12 protein-coding genes and 1 pseudogene are annotated in these 18,011 nt (G+C 72.4%); 8 read left to right on the top strand and 5 right to left on the bottom strand.

Annotation, left to right across the window (positions count from 1 at the left end; all coding sequences use genetic code 11):
• Positions 1 to 7 precede the first annotated feature (7 nt).
• Both AC068A_RS02645 and AC068A_RS02640 read left to right on the top strand, forming a co-directional pair.
• Positions 8 to 2,155 (top strand): hypothetical protein, encoded by a 2,148-nt coding sequence (locus tag AC068A_RS02645; protein WP_478579690.1) that lies wholly within the window; start codon positions 8 to 10, stop codon positions 2,153 to 2,155.
• Positions 2,156 to 2,459: 304 nt separating this feature from the next.
• A complete protein-coding gene (locus AC068A_RS02640; protein WP_478579688.1) occupies positions 2,460 to 2,813 on the top strand; it encodes a hypothetical protein in 354 nt (117 codons plus the stop codon).
• Here the strand turns inward: AC068A_RS02640 and AC068A_RS02635 are convergent.
• Positions 2,803 to 3,210 (bottom strand): ATP-binding protein, encoded by a 408-nt coding sequence (locus AC068A_RS02635; protein WP_478579685.1) that lies wholly within the window; start codon positions 3,208 to 3,210, stop codon positions 2,803 to 2,805. The two genes, AC068A_RS02640 and AC068A_RS02635, sit on opposite strands and share 11 nt — an antisense overlap.
• 177 nt (positions 3,211 to 3,387) lie before the next feature.
• On the opposite strand from AC068A_RS02635, the gene AC068A_RS02630 reads away from it, so the two are divergent.
• On the top strand, positions 3,388 to 4,152 hold the full coding sequence (locus AC068A_RS02630; protein WP_478579682.1) for a GntR family transcriptional regulator: 765 nt from the start codon (positions 3,388 to 3,390) through the stop codon (positions 4,150 to 4,152).
• A gap of 55 nt (positions 4,153 to 4,207) precedes the next feature.
• On the opposite strand, the gene AC068A_RS02625 is transcribed toward AC068A_RS02630, so the two are convergent.
• The gene (locus AC068A_RS02625; protein ID WP_478579681.1) at positions 4,208 to 4,576 is read right to left on the bottom strand and encodes a helix-turn-helix domain-containing protein; all 369 of its coding nucleotides are present in this window, start codon (positions 4,574 to 4,576) and stop codon (positions 4,208 to 4,210) included.
• Positions 4,577 to 4,869: 293 nt separating this feature from the next.
• Between AC068A_RS02625 and AC068A_RS02620 the strand changes: the two genes are divergently transcribed.
• The 3 genes from AC068A_RS02620 (at position 4,870) to AC068A_RS02610 (ending at position 10,837) form a co-directional block, all read left to right on the top strand.
• Positions 4,870 to 8,703, top strand: coding sequence for an ABC transporter ATP-binding protein (locus AC068A_RS02620; protein WP_478580078.1), 3,834 nt, complete (start codon positions 4,870 to 4,872; stop codon positions 8,701 to 8,703).
• A gap of 228 nt (positions 8,704 to 8,931) precedes the next feature.
• Complete coding sequence (locus AC068A_RS02615; RefSeq protein WP_478579679.1) at positions 8,932 to 9,285, top strand: hypothetical protein; 354 nt, start codon at positions 8,932 to 8,934, stop codon at positions 9,283 to 9,285.
• An 85-nt stretch (positions 9,286 to 9,370) separates the two neighbouring features.
• The gene (locus AC068A_RS02610; protein ID WP_478579676.1) at positions 9,371 to 10,837 is read left to right on the top strand and encodes an aminopeptidase; all 1,467 of its coding nucleotides are present in this window, start codon (positions 9,371 to 9,373) and stop codon (positions 10,835 to 10,837) included.
• A 104-nt stretch (positions 10,838 to 10,941) separates the two neighbouring features.
• On the opposite strand, the gene AC068A_RS02605 is transcribed toward AC068A_RS02610, so the two are convergent.
• On the bottom strand, positions 10,942 to 12,801 hold the full coding sequence (locus AC068A_RS02605; RefSeq protein WP_478579673.1) for a glycoside hydrolase family 3 protein: 1,860 nt from the start codon (positions 12,799 to 12,801) through the stop codon (positions 10,942 to 10,944).
• Positions 12,802 to 12,811: 10 nt separating this feature from the next.
• Positions 12,812 to 13,768: a LysR substrate-binding domain-containing protein gene (locus tag AC068A_RS02600; protein WP_478579670.1), complete on the bottom strand. Its 957-nt coding sequence runs from the start codon at positions 13,766 to 13,768 to the stop codon at positions 12,812 to 12,814.
• An 82-nt stretch (positions 13,769 to 13,850) separates the two neighbouring features.
• Between AC068A_RS02600 and AC068A_RS02595 the strand changes: the two genes are divergently transcribed.
• A complete protein-coding gene (locus AC068A_RS02595; protein WP_478579667.1) occupies positions 13,851 to 14,834 on the top strand; it encodes an EamA family transporter in 984 nt (327 codons plus the stop codon).
• Here the strand turns inward: AC068A_RS02595 and AC068A_RS02590 are convergent.
• Positions 14,785 to 15,282, bottom strand: a pseudogene (locus tag AC068A_RS02590) (GNAT family N-acetyltransferase); the annotation flags it as partial. The gene AC068A_RS02595 and the pseudogene AC068A_RS02590 overlap by 50 nt on opposite strands.
• A gap of 354 nt (positions 15,283 to 15,636) precedes the next feature.
• Between AC068A_RS02590 and recD2 the strand changes: the two are divergent.
• The gene (gene recD2 / locus AC068A_RS02585; protein ID WP_478579665.1) at positions 15,637 to 17,880 is read left to right on the top strand and encodes an SF1B family DNA helicase RecD2; all 2,244 of its coding nucleotides are present in this window, start codon (positions 15,637 to 15,639) and stop codon (positions 17,878 to 17,880) included.
• Positions 17,881 to 18,011 lie beyond the last annotated feature (131 nt).

The following is an 18,011-nucleotide window of genomic DNA, read 5'->3' as shown; positions in this document are numbered from 1 at the left end:
GACGGACGTGCCGAACTACGCCGAGATCATGCAGACGGACATCTCAGCGCTCACCACGGCCGCCGACGGCTGGAAGGCCATGGCGACGCAGTTCAAGACCATGGAGGACGTCTACAAGGACGAGGTCCAGAAGGTCTCCGCCGGCAACGGCTGGCTGGGCACCAGCGCCACGACCGCCGCCACCAACTCCTCCGTCACGCGCCAGGAGTACGCGTCGGCGCAGAAGGAGGCGCTGGCCATGGAGTCGCTGCTCCGAGACGCGCACGCCCGGTTCACGGACCTCAAGGGCCGGGTGGTGTCCGCCGTGTCGGACGCCAGGGACGCCGGCATGAAGGTCTCGGACGCCGGTATCGCGAGCTTCGACTTCTCCAAGGTCGACGCCGGCACTGCGAACGCGGCGCGGCACGATCCCGACCTCCCGGAGGTTGAGCGGGCCTGGACCCGCCGGATCGCGGACACCGTCAAGGCGGTCACGGAGTTCGACGCGGACGTCAAGACCGCCCTGCTGAACGCGTCGGGCGCGGACGGCACGGCGATGTTCGGCTTCAACCCGAAGCCCGTCAACGACGTCGAGGCGGTGGAGGCGCTGGCCCTCACCCAGAAGATCCGTGACGGCAAGGCCTCTCCGGAGGAACTGCGGCACTACGACGAGGTGCTGAAGCAGAACTCCGGCGACAAGCACTTCAGCGAGGCATACCTGAACTCGCTGGGGGCGAAGGACACCCTGCTGCTCGCCGACCAGATGAACCTGGCGTCGAACGACCGCGGCACGTCGGCGGCCGACAGGAAGCTCTACGAATCGATCAACTCGGGCCTCGCCGGGACGATCGCCTCGGGCACCAAGGACCCGGACAGCTACGCGTACAAGCCCTTCGTCAACGGGCTCAAGGAGCAGGGCCCCGAGCTGGTCGCCAAGGGCCTGCGGCCGACGTACGGCTACCAGGCGCTGGTCACCCTCATGTCGAACGGCGAAGGCTACGGCAAGCAGTTCCTCAACGACATCGGCGACGGCATGATCGCGGCCGAGAAGTCGAAGCCGCACATGTACGACCACGCCTACGACTCCCAGCGCCCCAACCTGGTCTCCGACCCGCTGGACGGCCTGCTCGGCATCATGGCCAAGGACCCGGACTCGGCGACGTACTTCCTCGACCCCGAGGCGCCCGGCAACAAGAACGAGCACCTGAAGTACATGCTCACCGAGCGCGAGATGCCGGACCCCTGGATCTCGGCCGGCGTCGGCCAGCCGATGGAGATGCGCGGCGACAAGACGGCGGGCCTGGGCGCGGCCCTCCAGGCGGCGGCGACCGGCCACACGGACGGCGAGAAGCTCGGCCCGCCCGGACCGCACACCGAGGGCCAGGCGCGCGTGATGCACAACGCCATCCGCCTCCTCGACGGCGAGATGGGCGGCGACAAGTTCCCGAAGGACCTGGAGGGCCTGCGCCAGCCGATGGCGAAGGCACTGGTCGACTACGTGGCGGACACCCACGTCATCCTCGGCGGAAAGAATTCCGACCTGGGCGCCATCAGTGGTAGTGACTCGATCCACGGTTCGGGCGACAAGGCCCAGATCGCGGTCGGCCAGGCCAGCCTGGTCCGCGTGATGCGCGGCGTGGCCGACGACGGCCCGGCGTTCGCCCTGCTGGTCGAGGCGGAGCGGATGTACTCGGCGGAGCAGCTCACCGCTGCCGCCCCGTACAAGGGCGACATGCATGGTGTGAGCGCGGACTGGGACAACCGGGCCCATGGCATCGGCGTGGCGGCGGGAGCCCTGAACGGCATCGGGGCCGACGTCTACAAGGACAAGGAAGACGACCAGATCAAGTGGGCGGAAGGCACATCTGAGCACACGGCTGCCGTTGCGAACGGACTCATCGGCGAGATCCCGATCGCGGGCACGGTTGGAGGCTCGCTGATCGACTCGCTCAAGTACGAGTGGGTCGATGGGGTCAAGGAAGAGGCCGAGGACCAGGGGAAGAAGGATTCCAGTAGCAATTACGGGAAGGGCATGGAGGCGACCAACGACATGCTCGACGCATGGGGCAGGGATCGACAGATCGACAGGGACCCTGCTTTCGACCATGCCAAGAATGGTGCAGGCACCGCATACACGACTGGACGGGACGCCGCCCGTGCGCACCTCCGGTCCTGATGTGCTCGAGGCTCTCGGGCGGTCGACGGCTGCTCTCCTTTGTGTGCTGATGCTGGCATCGTGCGACTCGGGCGACTCGGAGGCAAAGACCGATCACCCGTGCGGGATCGCCCCTTCCTCGGAAGAGGAGGTGCTCCTACGGGGGATCCTTCGTGCAGAACGCTTTGAGACCGAGATCAGCAACCTCACCAGCCGCGTGGCGGAGAAATTGGAGCGCGAACTGCGGGATATGGGTCCGGAGCAGGAGACGCTTCCGAGGTACACGTGCGCTTACTGGCCTGGCGGCCAGAAGGGACTTGAGCGTGTGACGTTCGGCTTCGGGTGGGTCCCCCGCGCCTCGAAGGACGCGGCGCGACCGCTGGCCAAGGGCGTCCCGTACGAGGTGAACGGCGCCGTCGGCCTGACCAATGACACCTATACGAGGCTGCACGTCCAGTGCGACATGCCCGGCGAACTCGGCGAGAAGTCGAAGTCGGCATGGCTCTACGCGAACGCTTCGTACACGGTCAACATCGCCCGGACGGACCTCGACCAGGCGGCCCGGGACCGCCAGACGGCCCTCACCTACCTCATGACCCGCCGCGTCACCGAGGCCCTCGGCTGCGAGAACAAGCCCCTGGAGAAGCCCCCGGTCGTGAAGCCCCTCCCTACCCCCTGACCGGGAACTCGGCCCAGACCGTCTTGCCGATGCCGTGGGGGCGGGGCTCCTGGCCCCACCGGCCGGCGACGGCCGTCACCACCGCGAGGCCGCGCCCGTCTTCGCCGGCCGGCCGGTGGGGCCGGGGCTCCAGGTCCACCCAATCGCCCGCGTCTGCGACTTCCACCCGCAGGCACGCGCCGCCCCACACCGCCCGTACGCCGATCTCCCGGCCGCGGGGCGCACGCGCGTGCCGTACGGCGTTGGTGACGAGCTCCGACAGCGCCAGCTCGGCAGCCTCCACGACCTGTGGGGCGATACCCCACGAACGGGCCTGGGCCCGGAAGAACGCACGGGCCCAGCCGGGCGTGCGCGGGCTTCGCGGCAGGAGCCAGAAGGCGTCGTCAGCAGGAGCCACAACTATCACCTCACCTATCTAGATAGGTGTCCAGTAAAGCGTCGACTCCCGTCGGTCCGCCCATCCGACCGCAAGATATCTAGATATGTTCGCGGGTGCAGGGTCGCGAACGGACGAATGCCCTTTCTTGCCATCTGCCGCCCCCTAGTCTGTCCGGAGGTGATCGGGAGGGTTTGTATGCCAAGTGGCGCCGAGAAGCGGCAGCCCAAGTACCAGCGCATCGCCGCCGCGTTGAAGGACGCCATCGCGTCCGGCCGGTACGGCCCGGGCGACCGGCTGCCCGGTGAGAGCGACCTGATGGCCACCTACGGGGTGGCCAGGATGACCGCCCGCCAGGCGTTCGCCGCGCTCCAGGCCGAGGGGCTGGTCGAGGCGCGCAAGGGTGCCGGCGTCTTCGTCCGGGAGTTCAAGGTCGGCATCCGGCGCCGCGGGATCCAGCGGCTCGCCGTCGAGGTCTGGGGTGCGGGCGGCTCGATCTGGGCCGCCGACGGCAAGGGGCATGATCCGGAGGTGGAGTTCCTCGGCGTGTCCGAAGAGCGTGCCCCGAGCGCCGTGGCCGCAGCCCTGAAGCTCCCGGCCGGGTCCGCTGTCTGCGTCCGCCGCAGGAGGTTCCTCCTCGCCGGCAGGCCGGTCATGGTCGCCACCTCCTACCTGGACGCCGCCCTCACGGCCGGCACCCCCATCGCCGAGCCCGACACCGGCCCCGGCGGCATCTACGCCCGCCTCGCCGAGCTCGGTCGCAAGCCGGTCCGGTTCCGGGAGGAGATCCGCTCGCGGATGCCCGCGCCCGAGGAGGCCGAAGCACTGGCGCTCGGGCCCGGGACGCCGGTCGTGCTGGTGTGTCGTACCGCCTTCGCCGCCGACGGGCAGGTCGTCGAGGTGAACGAGATGGTGCTCGACTCCGCCGCCTACGTCCTGGAGTACGACTTCGACGCACCGTGACGGCCGGGCGTCGGCGGGCGGGAGGTCCCCGACTCGGCCCGACGCATCGACCGCCTCAGGCTGCCTCGCCCTCCCGGGCCGTGAACGCGACCTGGGAGGTCTCTCCGATCAGCGTCAGCCGCAGCTCGGAGTCCATTGCCCGCGCCAGCCGCGCCAGCAGCGGAACCGTGGGCACGGTCCCGCCGAGTTCCAGCTTCGACACCTGCGGCTGCGTCATCCCGGCCCGCCGGGCCAGCTCGGTCTGTGAAATCCCCAGCTCGCGCCGCCGGTCGAACACGGCCTGCCCCAACTCGAAGGCAAGCCGGATCTCCTCCCGGTGGCGTGTGGCTGCGGGGGACTCGGTGACTCCCTGTGCTGCCTTGCGGTCCCTGGCGAGCTTCCACTGAGCGTGGCTGACCAGGCGATTCTCCGTTCTAGACGTCACGGGTATACACGTCGAGTGCCGGGCCGTGCTCGGCCTCGCAGACCTTGCCGGCGTGTTTGGCCCGCTACCCCCAACGGCCCCGCCCCGCGTGCGTGCGAGGTGACATACCCGCACCGTCGAATCGTTGCGGCGGGATGAAATCCGCCGGTCGGGGCGTTGGGGGAGGCGGCAGCGACGGACGGACGGGGAGGCAGAACGTGGCGGCGGCGCAGACAGCGGCAAAGACGGCGCAGACGGCCGGTGAGAGGCCGGAAGACCACGGCAAGCCCGGGCAGCAGGGCTGGGCCAGGCGGCTGACCGCCTACACCTGGCGGTACAAGGCCAACGTGCTGCTCGCGCTCGGCTCCTCCCTCGCCGGCATGGCCGTCATGGCCCTCGTCCCGCTCGTCACGAAGGTCATCATCGACGACGTCATCGGGGAGCAGAGCAGGCCGATGGCGCCGTGGGCCGGGCTGCTCATCGGCGCGGCGGTCCTCGTGTACGCGTTCACCTACATACGCCGCTACTACGGCGGCCGCCTCGCCCTCGACGTGCAGCACGACCTGCGCACGGACATGTACGGCACCATCGCCCGGCTCGACGGCCGGCGCCAGGACGAGCTGTCCACCGGCCAGGTCGTCGGCCGGGCCACCAGCGACCTCCAGCTGATCCAGGGCCTGCTCTTCATGCTGCCGATGACCATCGGCAACTTCCTCCTCTTCGGCATATCCCTGGCCGTCATGCTGTGGCTGTCGCCGCTGCTGACGCTCGTCGCGCTGCTCATGGCGCCCGCGCTCTGGTTCATCGCCGACCGCAGCCGCAAGAAGCTGTTCCCCGCCACCTGGTGGGCGCAGGGCCAGGCCGCCGCCGTCGCGTCCGTCGTCGACGGGGCCGTGACCGGCGTCCGCGTCGTCAAGGGCTTCGGCCAGGAGGACCAGGAGACCGCCAAGCTGCGCGCCGCCGGCCGCGGGCTCTTCGCGGGGCGGCTGCGGAGCATACGCCTGAACTCGCGCTACACCCCCGCCCTCCAGGCGGTTCCCGCCTTCGCCCAGGTCGCCATGCTGGCCCTCGGCGGCTGGCTGGCCACCAACGGCCAGGTCACCCTCGGCACCTTCGTCGCCTTCTCCACCTACCTCGCCCAGCTCGTCGGCCCCGTCCGCATGCTCGCGATGGTCCTCACCGTCGGCCAGCAGGCCCGGGCCGGCGTGGAGCGGGTGTTCGAGCTCATCGACACCGAGCCCACGATCCGGGAGGGCGCGCGGGAGCTGCCCGCCGACGCCCCCGCCACCGTCGAGTTCGACGGCGTCGTGTTCGGCTACGACCCGGAGCGGCCCGTCCTCGACGGCTTCTCCCTCACCGTCGCCGCCGGCGAGACCGTCGCCGTCGTCGGCGCGTCCGGCTCCGGCAAGTCCACCGTCTCCCTCCTCCTGCCCCGCTTCTACGACGCCGACCGCGGCACCGTCCGCGTCGGCGGCCACGACGTCCGCGAGCTCACCTACGACTCGCTGCGCGCCGCGATCGGCCTCGTGCCGGAGGACTCCTTCCTCTTCTCCGACACCATCCGCGCCAACATCGCCTTCGGGCACCCGGAGGCCACCGAGGAGCAGATCCGGACCGCCGCCCGCGCCGCCCAGGCCGAGGCCTTCATCGAGCGCCTGCCCGCCGGGTACGACACCAAGGTCGGCGAGCAGGGCCTGACCCTCTCCGGCGGCCAGCGCCAGCGCATCGCGCTCGCCCGCGCCATCCTCACCGACCCCCGGCTGCTGCTCCTCGACGACGCCACCTCCGCCGTCGACGCCCGCGTCGAGCACGAGATCCACGAAGCCCTGCGCGCCGTCATGGCGGGCCGCACCACCCTCCTCATCGCCCACCGCCGCTCCACGCTCGCGCTGGCCGACCGGATCGCCGTACTCGACCGCGGCCGGCTCGCCGACATCGGTACGCACGAGGAGCTGGAGCACCGCTCCGCGCTGTACCGGCGGCTGCTGACCGACGCGGACGCGCTCGGCGCCGCCTCGCCGCGCACCCCCGACGCCCCGGCGGCCATGGCCGAGTTCGAGCGGGACTTCGAGCAGGACATCGAGGTCGAAGCGGAGATAGACGCCGAGCCGGTCAACGCCAAGCGCCGCGTCGTCGACGGGGTGACCCCCGAGCTGTGGCGCCGCCGCGAGGACACCAAGGCGGCGGCGGCCGCGGCCGGCTCCCCGTCCGCGCCCGCCGGCGGGTCCCCGTCCGCGCCCGCCGCAGCCCCCGGCGCCGGCGGCCCCCCGCACTCCATGGCCGGGGCCGTCGCCGGCATGCCGGCCACCCCCGAGCTCCTCGCCAAGGTGGCGGCGCTGCCGCCCGCCGACGACGAGCCGGGCGTCGACGAGGACCGTGCCGCGGCCGCCGAGGACAGCTACAACCTGCGCCGCCTGCTGCGCGGCTTCTGGGCGCCGCTCGCCGTCAGCCTGGGCCTGGTCGCCGCGGACGCGGGCGCCGGCCTGCTGCTGCCCGTCCTGATCCGGTACGGCATCGACCAGGGCGTGGAGCAGGCCGCACTCGGGGCCGTCTGGGCGGCGTCGCTGCTGGCCCTCGCGGTGGTCCTCGGCCAGTGGGCGGCCCAGTTCGCCGAGACCCGGATGACGGGCCGCACCGGCGAGCGCGTCCTCTACGCCCTCCGCGTGAAGATTTTCGCCCAGCTCCAGCGCCTCGGCCTCGACTACTACGAGCGCGAGCTGACCGGCAAGATCATGACGCGGATGACCACCGACGTGGACTCCCTGTCGACGTTCCTCCAGACCGGCCTGGTCACCGCCGTCGTCTCCGTCTTCACCTTCTTCGGGATCCTCGCCGCCCTGCTCGTCCTCGACGTCGAGCTCGCGCTGATCGTCTTCGCCACCCTGCCGGTGCTGGTCGTCGGCACCATCGTGTTCCGCCGCAAGTCGGTCGCCGCGTACGAGCTCGCGCGCGACCGGGTCAGCCTGGTCAACGCCGACCTCCAGGAGTCCGTCTCCGGGCTCCGCATCGTCCAGGCCTTCCGCCGCCAGGGCTCCGGCGCCGTCCGCTTCGCGGAGCGCAGCGACTCCTACCGCGCGGCGCGGGTGCGCGGCCAGTGGCTGATATCCGTCTACTTCCCGTTCGTGCAGCTGCTGTCCTCGGGTGCGGCGGCGGCCGTGCTGATCGCCGGTGCGGGCCGGGTCGAGGCGGGCACCCTCACCACCGGCGCGCTGGTCGCGTACCTGCTGTACATCGACCTGTTCTTCGCCCCCGTCCAGCAGCTCTCGCAGGTCTTCGACGGGTACCAGCAGGCCACCGTCTCCCTCGGCCGGATCCAGGGGCTGCTGCGCGAGCCGACCACCACGCCGCTGCCCGCCGACCCGCGCGGGGTGCGGGAGCTGCGCGGCGAGATCGCCTTCGAGGACGTGCACTTCGCGTACGGGACCGCCGAGGAGCGCGGCGAGAAGGGCAGCGAGGCCCTGGCCGGAATAAGCCTGCGGATACCGGCGGGCCAGACCGTCGCGTTCGTCGGCGAGACCGGAGCCGGCAAGTCCACGCTGGTGAAGCTGGTGGCCCGGTTCTACGACCCGACCGGCGGCCGGGTCACCGCCGACGGCACCGACCTGCGGGAGCTCGACCTGACGGCGTTCCGCCGCCGGCTCGGGGTGGTCCCGCAGGAGCCGTACCTCTTCGCCGGCACCGTGCGCGACGCGATCGCGTATGGGCGGCCCGACGCGAGCGACGCGGAGGTCGAGGCGGCCGCCCGCGCGGTCGGCGCCCACGACATGATCGCCACGCTCGACGGCGGCTACCTGCACACCGTCGCCGAACGCGGCCGCAACCTCTCGGCCGGCCAGCGCCAGCTGATCGCACTGGCCCGCGCGGAACTCGTCGACCCGGACGTGCTGTTGCTCGACGAGGCGACCGCCGCGCTCGACCTGGCCACCGAGGCGCAGGTCAACCAGGCCACCGACCGGCTCGCCGGCAAGCGCACCACCCTGGTGGTGGCACACCGGCTGACCACGGCCGCGCGCGCCGACCGGGTCGTGGTCATGGACGGCGGCCGGGTGGTGGAGGACGGCACGCACGCCGAACTCCTGGCCCGCGACGGCCGGTACGCCGTCCTGTGGCGGACGTTCGTCGGCGAGGACGAGCGCGCCGCGGCCTGAGGCCGCGACGGCTTGGCGACGCCCTGAGGCCGCGACCGGCCTGAGGCGTCGCCCGGCGCCCGGCCGTCCTTCTCCTGCCAGGCCCCCGGATCTTGCCGTGTGCAACCTTCCGGGGGCCACGTGCGTCGTACGGATGCACGTATGGCGTACATAAGTACGCACAATTGACCGGGGGGCAGTGTGGTACGCGGAGGGAAAGGCGGCGGCCGGGGGGCCGTCCGCGCGGGCGTGTCGTCGGCGGTGCTCGCGCTCTGCCTGGGGGGACTGCTGGTGGCGCCGCCGGCCCGGGCCGCCGAGGGCGGCTGCGGCGGACAGCTCGTCAAGACGCTGCCGTTCCCCGCGGGGGAGGTGCGCATCTTCAAGACCCGCACACAGGCGTGCGCCGTCGCCCTCGCCCGGGAGCCGGGCAGGCGCCGGCCGATGGCGGTGAGCATCCAGCCGCGCGGCGGGGTCCCGATCCGCGATATCGGGCAATTCACCCGATATGCCGGGCCTGTCACCGTCGGTGCGATCAGCCGCTGCGTGTATGTCAAGGGGAGCGTCGGCGCCGGGTCCACCGAATCCGGCTGGATCCTGTGCTGAGAGCGCGTCCCAACGGGGTCTGGTCAGCTGCGTGTTGACCCCGCTAGGTTCGCGTGCGACCACAGTGAACTCAAGGGGAGGGTGAATGCGCAAGACGCTTGGCCGGCTGCTGCCGCTCGCCGTGCTGATCGGCACCATGGGCACGGCCGGCTTCACGGCTCAGGCGGCCACCGCCGCAGAGCCGGCCGCCGCAGCGCCGACCACCGCAGGGCAGACCGCCGCCACGGACATCAAGGACCAGATCCTGGCGATTCCGGGCATGAGCCTGATCGAGGAGAAGCCGTACCCCGGCTACCGCTTCTTCGTACTGAACTACGAGCAGCCGGTCGACCACCGGCAGCCGTCGAAGGGCACCTTCAAGCAGCGCATCACCCTGCTGCACAAGGACGTCTCCCGGCCCACGGTGTTCTACACCTCGGGCTACAACGTCAACACCAACCCGCGCCGCGCCGAGCCGACGACGATCACCGACGGCAACCAGGTGTCGATGGAGTACCGGTTCTTCAACCCGTCCCGCCCCGACCCGGCGGACTGGTCGAAGCTGGACATCTGGCAGGCGGCCAGCGACCAGCACCGCATCTTCACGGCGCTGAAGAAGCTGTACCCGAAGAACTGGCTCGCCACGGGCGGCAGCAAGGGCGGCATGACCGCGACGTACTACGAGCGCTTCTACCCGCGCGACATGGACGGCGTCGTCGCGTACGTCGCGCCCAACGACGTCGTCGACAAGGAGGACTCGGCCTACGACCGGTTCTTCGCCAAGGTCGGCACCAAGGAGTGCCGCGACAAGCTGAACGCCGTCCAGCGCGAGGCGCTCGTGCGCCGCGAGCCGCTGGAGGTCAAGTACGCGGCCGCCGCCGCCGAGAACGGCTGGACCTTCAACACCGTCGGCAACCTCGACAAGGCCTACGAGGCCGTCGTCCTCGACTACGTGTGGGCGTTCTGGCAGTACAGCCTGCTGTCCGACTGCGGCACCATCCCCGCGGACGCCAAGGCCGCGAGCGACCAGGAAATCTGGGACTCGATCGACGCGATCTCCGGCTTCTCGGCCTACTCCGACCAGGGCCTGGAGACGTACACGCCGTACTACTACCAGGCCGGCACGCAGCTCGGGTCGCCGGACATCAAGCAGCCGCACCTCAAGGGGCTGAGCCGGTACGGCTACCAGCCGCCGCGCAACTTCGTGCCGCGCGACATCCCCATGACCTTCCAGCCGGGGGCCATGGCGGACGTGGACAACTGGGTGAAGAACAACGCCCACCAGATGCTCTTCGTGTACGGGCAGAACGACCCGTGGGGTGCAGAACCGTTCCGCCTCGGCTACGGGGCCCGCGACAGCTACGTGATGATCGCGCCCGGCGCCAACCACGGGGCCAACGTCTCGAAGCTCCAGGAGGGCGAGAAGACGCTGGCCACGCAGCGGATCCTGCAGTGGGCCGGGGTCGCCCCGTCCGCCGCGGCCCTCGACGCGGGCCGGGCGGCGCCGCTGGCGAAGCCGGACGCCCAGCTCGACCAGAAGGACCTGGAGCGCGAGCCGCAGCTGCGGCCGTAACCCGCTCCCGGCTGCAGCCGCCGGGCCGGGCGCACGGGACCACCGGCGCCCGGCCCCGCGCACGGAGCGCACGTAGCGCACGGACCGCGGGCCGGCGTACGGGATCAGCCGTACGCCAGCCCGTGGCCCAGCGGGTAGCGGCCCGGCACCGGGACCGGCAGCCGGCCCGCCGGCCGCGCCGCACCGGTGACCACCCGGGCCGCCGCCCGCATCTCCACGTCCGCCCAGGTGTACGTCGCCAGCTCGGCCGCACACGCCGGGAGCCGGGCCGGGTCGTAGGGGTTCCGGAGCGCCACCAGGACCACCGGCACCCCGGTCGCCACCAGGTGCGCCACCAGCGTGCGCTGCGGACTGTCCCCCTCCGGCACGTTGTACGTGCACACCAGCACCGCCGCGTTGCCCGGGGCAGCGGCCGCCGCCCGCCCCGGCGGCACCGCCGTCGCCCGGCAGCCCAGGGCGGTCAGCTCCCGGGCCAGTACCGCCGTCGGGGGACCCGTCGTACCGCTGGGGGAGGCCGGGTCGGTCCCGGTGACCAGCAGCGCGGGCGCGGCCGACGGGTCCAGCGGCAGCAGGTTCACGGGATTGGCCAGCAGGGTCGTCGTACCCGCCGCGATCTCGTCGGCGGCGGCCAGGTGCGCCGTGGTGCCCACCGCCCCGTCCACCCGCCCCGCCGCGGTCTGCGGCCGGTCGAACACGCCCCGGCGCGCCTTGAGTTCCAGGATCCGCAGCACCGACTCGGCGATCCGGGTCTGCGTCAGCTCGCCCGACTCCACCGCGGCGACCACACTGCGGAACGCGAGCCCCAGGTCCGGCGGGTTCAGCAACTGGTCGCAGCCCGCCTTCAGGGCGAGCACCGGCACCCGGTCGTCCCCGTACTTCTGGCGGACGCCGGCCATGTCGAGGGCGTCGGTGACCACCACCCCGCGGAAGCCCAGGCGTTCGCGCAGGATGCCCGTGACGATCGGCCGCGAGAGGGTCGCCGGGTCCCCCGAGGGATCGAGCGCGGGGAAGACGATGTGCGCCGTCATCACGGCGTCCACGCCCGCCTCCACCGCAGCCCGGAACGGCGGCTCGTCCAGCTCCTCCCACCGGGCCCGGCTGTGCTGCATCACCGGCAGCCCGACGTGGCTGTCGGTCTCGGTGTCGCCGTGGCCGGGGAAGTGCTTGGCCGTCGCGGCCACCCCCGCACCCTGGTAGCCGCGCACCTGGGCGGCGACCAGGGCGGCCACCGCCTTCGGATCGGAGCCGAAGGACCGGACGCCGATCACCGGGTTGGCCGGGTTCACGTTCACGTCGGCCACCGGCGCGTAGTCCTGCCGGATGCCCATCGCGGCCAGCTCGGCGCCCGCGATGCGCGCCGCCCGCCGGGCCTCGGCCGCGGCCCGCGCCCTGCCGCCGTGCGCGCCCAGCGCCATCGCCCCGGGCAGCAGGGTCGCGGGCTTGCCGACCCGGGCCACCGCGCCGTGCTCCTGGTCGATGGAGAGCATCAGCGGGATCCCGGCACCCGTGGCCGCGGCCGCCTGCTGGAGGCCGGCCGACAGGTCGGCGATCTGCTGCGGGTTGCGGGTGTTGCCGGCCCAGGAGAACAGGACGACCCCGCCCAGGTGGTAGCGGGAGATCAGCTCGGCGGCGGTGCGCACCCCGAAGTGCGACAGGTTCTTCTCGGCGTCGGCCGGGTCGGGCTCGGTCGCGGAATGCCCGTAGGCCCGGGACACGAAGAGCTGACCGACCTGCTCGGTCAGGCTCATCCCGGCCACCGCGCGGCGCAGTTCGGCCCGGTCGGGGGCCGGGCCGGGGGCCCGGTCGCCGGGGCGCGCGTCGCCGCGGCGGGCTCCCCCGGAGCCGCCGGGGGAGCCCGGGGGGCCGGAGGAGCTGCCCAGGGCGTAGGTGACCGCCCCGGCGGCTGCGGCGGCGGCCACGGCGGCCGCGGTGAGCAGGGACCGGCGGGAGGCGTGGTTCGGCACGCGCCGGACCCTACTGCGGGGCCGTGCTCCCGCCGTTGAGGACACGTCCGGGGTCCCCCGGACGGGCTGCGGCCCCGGCCCAGTGCTCCTGCAGGGTGCGTACGGCCTCGGTGATCGCCGGCCGGCGCGCCGCTCCCGTCCGCCACAGGGCGTACAGCCTGCGTACGGGGCCCGGTTCGAGCGGCACGGCCACCGCGCCGGGCGGCAGTGCGCCGGTGCCCAGCCGGGGGACGACGGCCACTCCGAGCCCGGCCGCGACCAGGGCGGCGATCGTGTGGTTCTCCTCGGCCACATGGGCGATGTCGGGCTCGAAGCCGGCCGTGCGCAGCGTTCGTACCAGCCAGTCGTGGCAGACCCGGCCGGGCGGCTGGCACACCCACCGCTGGCCGCCGAGGTCCGACCGGCGGATGACGGCCCGAGTGGTGAACGGGTGCCCTGCGGGTACCACCAGGTCGCACAGGTCGTCCCCGATCACGGCCTGCTCGACGCCCTCGGGGGCGGGCAGCGGGGCGATGTCCCAGTCGTGGGCCACCGCCAGGTCGCTGATCCCGCGGGCCACGAGGTCCACCGACAGGTGGGGGTCCACCTCCGTGAGGCGTACGTCCAGGGCCGGATGACGGCGCGCCAGGTCCGCCAGCACACCGGGCAGCAGGCCGCGCGCCGCCGAGGCGAACGCCGCCACGGTCAGTAGTCCGCTCGGCTGCCCGCGGCGCTCCTCCAGGGTGGTCTCGGCCCGCTCCACGATCGCCAGTAACTCGCGGGCGGTACGGGCCAGGTGCCAGGCCTCCTCGGTCAGGGCGACCCCGCGCCCGCGCCGCTCCAGCAGCGTGGTGCGGGTCTCCCGTTCCAGCTTGGCGATCTGCTGGGAGACGGCCGAGGGGGTGTATCCGAGGGCGGCCGCCGCGCCTGCGACCGAGCCGTGGACGGAGACGGCGTGCAGGGCGCGCAGCCGGGACAGGTCGAGCATGCCCCAACCGTAAGCAATGCTTCATCCATCGCGGAAGAGATCCGCGCTGGTGCTACATGGTGGCGGCGCCGATGCTCGGAGCATGCGTCCCGTTCACACGGCTCTCGCCGTACTCGTCGCCGCCGTCTGGGGTTTCAACTTCGTCGTCATCCAGATCGGGCTCGGCCACTTCCCGCCGCTGCTGCTGTCCGCCCTGCGCTTCCTCGCCGCCGCGCTGCCCGCGGTGTTCTTCGTCGGGCGGCCGAAGGTCGCGTGGAAGTGGGTCCTCGGCGTCGGAGCCGCCCTCGGCATCGCCAAGTTCGGCCTGCTCTTCACGGGGATGGCGGCCGGGATGCCGGCCGGGCTGTCCTCCCTCGTCCTCCAGGTCCAGGCCGTCTTCACCGCCGTCCTCGCCGCCGCCGTGCTGCGGGAGCGGCCCGGCCGGGTCCGGCTGGCCGGCATGGCCGTCGCGCTCGCCGGGATCGCCGTGGCCGCCGCGGACGGGGGCGCCTCCGGGCCGGTGCTCGGCTTCACGCTGGTCGTCGCGGCCGCCGCCTGCTGGGGCGTGTCCAACGTGCTGACCCGCAAGGCGGCCCCGCCCGACGCGCTGAACTTCATGGTCTGGGTGTGCACCGTGCCCGTGCTGCCGCTGCTCGGGCTGTCGTTGCTGCTGGAGGGGCCGGAGCGGGATCTCGCCGCGCTGCGGGCCCTGGACTGGTCCGGGGTGGGCGTCATCGCGTACGTCGCCTGGGTCGCGACCGTGTTCGGGTTCGGCGCCTGGGGGTACCTGCTGCGGCACTACCCGGCCTCGGCCGTCGCCCCGTTCTCGCTGCTCGTGCCGGTGTTCGGGATGTCCTCGGCGGCGTTGGTGCTGGGCGAGGGCGTGTCCGGGCTGCGCTGGGTCGCGGCGGTGCTGCTGGTGGGCGGGGTCGCGCTGACCTCGCTGGCCCCGGCGCGGCCGCGGACGGCTGCGGCGGCGGCCCGTACGGACCTGCCCCGCGGGGCGCAGACGCAGACGCCGGCGCCGGCGCCGTCCGTCAGTGCGGGGAGTCGTCCTGCAGGGGCAGCCGCCAGTCCTGCCCGGTGAGGGTGACGCCGTACGAGCGGTGCGGACGCTCGGCGACCAGGGTGAACCCGGCGCGCTGGTACAGGGCGCGGGCCGAGGTCAGCACGTCGTTGGTCCACAGCACGAGCTCGCGGTAGCCGGCCGAGCGGGCGAACGCGACGACCGTGCCGACCAGCAGGGTCCCGATGCCGTGCCCGCGGCCCTCCGGCTCCACCAGCAGCAGGCGCAGCCGGGCCGTGCCGGGCGAGCCGTCCTCGCGGACGCACATCACCGAGCCGACCGGCCGGCCGTCCAGCTCGGCGATCCAGACGCGCTCCAGGTGCGGGTCGTGGTCCCCGGCGAAGTCCGCGACGATGCGGGCGACCAGGGCCTCGAAGTCGGTGTTCCAGCCGTACTCGGCGGCGTAGAGCGCGCCGTGCCGCTGCACGATCCAGCCCAGCTCGCCGGGTTCCGGATCCCGCAGCCCCACCTGTCCGCCGGAGGTGTCCATGGCGCCCGAGGATAGCGCGCGGCGGCCCGGGTGAAACGCCTGGTTCACGGCGGCTTGCGGGCATTGGGGGAGGCACCCTGGGGTGGCCCGGGGTAATGGAAACGTAAAGTTCCGGTTAGGGGTGCAACCTCGGGGGCACGCAGCAGGGTCGTACGGTGCGTCGGCACTTCCGGGGAGGGATCCGGGGGGATCGGGAAGTCCGGCACGGGAGGGGTAACCGTGAGGGGGCCCGGCCGCCAGGACACCGTCCGCCGGCCGGGCCCCCTTCTCGTGGCGCGGCACGGTTTTCCACAGGTCTGCCGGGCTGTCCGAGCCGGACGGTAACTTCGTGCCATGACAACCAACGGGGCGGTGCAACTGGCGGTGGTCGAGGGGGTGCTCGAGCGCATCACCTACGCCAACGAGGAGAACGGCTACACGGTCGCCCGGGTCGACACCGGCCGGGGCAGCGGCGACCTGCTCACGGTCGTGGGCTCGCTGCTCGGGGCCCAGCCCGGCGAGTCGCTGCGCATGGAGGGCCGCTGGGGCTCCCACCCCCAGTACGGCCGGCAGTTCACGGTGGAGAACTACCGCACCGTGCTCCCCGCCACCATCCAGGGCATACGCCGCTACCTCGGATCCGGCCTGATCAAGGGCATCGGCCCGAGGATCGCCGACCGGATCGTCGAGCACTTCGGCACCGACACGCTCGACGTCATCGAGAGCGAGCCGAAGCGGCTCGTCGAGGTACCCGGCCTCGGACCCAAGCGGACCAGGATGATCGGCGCCGCCTGGGAGGAGCAGAAGGCCATCAAGGAGGTCATGGTCTTCCTCCAGGGCGTCGGCGTCTCCACCTCCATCGCGGTCCGCATCTACAAGAAGTACGCCGACGCCTCCATCTCGGTGGTGAAGAACCAGCCCTACCGGCTCGCCGCCGACGTGTGGGGCATCGGCTTCCTGACCGCGGACCGCATCGCGCAGGCCGTCGGCATACCGCACGACAGCCCCGACCGGGTCAAGGCCGGGCTCCAGTACGCCCTGTCCCAGTCCACCGACCAAGGCCACTGCTTCCTCCCCGAGGAGCGGCTCATCGCCGACGGGGTCAAGATGCTCCAGGTCGACACCGGGCTGGTCATCGAGTGCCTCGCGGAACTCGCCGCCGACCCGGAGGGCGTCGTACGGGAATCCGTGCCCGACCCGGACGGCGGGCCGGACCTCACCGCGGTCTACCTGGTGCCCTTCCACCGGGCAGAGCTCTCGCTGGTGGGCCAGCTGCGCCGGCTGCTGAACGCCGAGGACGACCGGATGGGGTCGTTCCGGGAGGCGGACTGGGACAAGGCCCTCGGCTGGCTGGCCGCGCGCACCGGGGCCGATCTCGCGCCCGAACAGCGCGAGGCCGTCCGGCTCGCGCTGACCCGCAAGGTCGCCGTCCTCACCGGCGGGCCCGGCTGCGGCAAGTCCTTCACCGTGCGCTCGATCGTGGAGCTGGCCCGGGCCAAGAAGGCCAGGGTCGTGCTCGCCGCGCCCACCGGCCGGGCCGCGAAGCGGCTGTCGGAGCTGACCGGTGCCGAGGCCTCCACCGTCCACCGGCTGCTGGAGCTCAAACCGGGCGGGGACGCCGCGTACGACCGGGACCGGCCGCTCGACGCCGACCTGGTCGTGGTCGACGAAGCTTCGATGCTGGACCTGCTGCTGGCGAACAAGCTGGTCAAGGCGGTGGCGCCGGGCGCGCACCTGCTGCTGGTCGGGGATGTTGACCAGCTGCCCTCGGTCGGTGCCGGGGAGGTGCTGCGCGACCTGCTGGCGGACGGCAGCCCCGTGCCCGCGGTCCGCCTGACCAGGATCTTCCGCCAGGCCCAGCAGTCGGGCGTGGTCACCAACGCCCACCGGATCAACACCGGCCTGCCGCCCCTGACCGACGGGCTGCCGGACTTCTTCCTCTTCCCCGAGGAGGACGGCGAGGAGGCCGGCCGGCTCGCCGTGGACGTGGCCGCGCGCCGCGTTCCGGCCAGATTCGGCCTCGACCCGCGCCGTGACGTGCAGGTGCTCGCGCCCATGCACCGCGGCCCGGCCGGCGCGGGGAACCTCAACGGCCTGCTCCAGCAGGCCATCACCCCGGCCCGGCCCGACCTGCCCGAGAAGCGGTTCGGCGGCCGGGTCTTCCGGGTCGGGGACAAGGTCACCCAGATCCGGAACAACTACGAGAAGGGCGCGAACGGCGTCTTCAACGGCACGGTCGGTGTGGTCACCGCCCTTGACCTGGTCGAACAGCGCCTGACCGTGCGGACGGAGGAAGATGAGGAGGTGGGCTACGAGTTCTCCGAGCTGGACGAGCTGGCGCACGCGTACGCGGTCACCATCCACCGCTCCCAGGGGAGCGAGTACCCGGCGGTCGTGATCCCCGTCACCACCGGGGCTTGGATGATGCTCCAGCGCAACCTGCTCTACACGGCGGTGACGAGGGCGAAGAAGCTGGTCGTCCTGGTCGGGTCCCGGAAAGCCCTGGCCCAGGCGGTACGTACGGTTTCCGCAGGCAGGAGGTTCACGGCGGTCGCCCCTAGGCTGTCCGGCCGCATGCCGGCGGGACACATCGCCTAGGGTTTCCGCATTTGGCGCGGAGGAGGCAGGATAAGCAGGTTGACGGCACTCAGTGCCGTCGAAAATGCCTAAGGCCGACCCCGAGTGCACTCTCCTGCGCCAAATGGGGGAAGGTAGAGGAAGTCAGGGCA

The sequence above is a fragment of the Streptomyces sp. NPDC043854 genome, from assembly GCF_056436005.1.
This window is presented reverse-complemented; position numbering and strand designations above follow the sequence as displayed.

Excerpts from the sequence above, each read along its gene's own strand:
- AC068A_RS02630 (WP_478579682.1), top strand. The coding sequence starts at position 3,388 with ATGCCAAGTGGCGCCGAGAAGCGGCAGCCCAAGTACCAGCGCATCGCC.
- AC068A_RS02595 (WP_478579667.1), top strand. The coding sequence starts at position 13,851 with ATGCGTCCCGTTCACACGGCTCTCGCCGTACTCGTCGCCGCCGTCTGG.
- AC068A_RS02610 (WP_478579676.1), top strand. The coding sequence starts at position 9,371 with ATGCGCAAGACGCTTGGCCGGCTGCTGCCGCTCGCCGTGCTGATCGGC.
- AC068A_RS02600 (WP_478579670.1), bottom strand. The coding sequence starts at position 13,768 with ATGCTCGACCTGTCCCGGCTGCGCGCCCTGCACGCCGTCTCCGTCCAC.
- recD2 (WP_478579665.1), top strand. The coding sequence starts at position 15,637 with ATGACAACCAACGGGGCGGTGCAACTGGCGGTGGTCGAGGGGGTGCTC.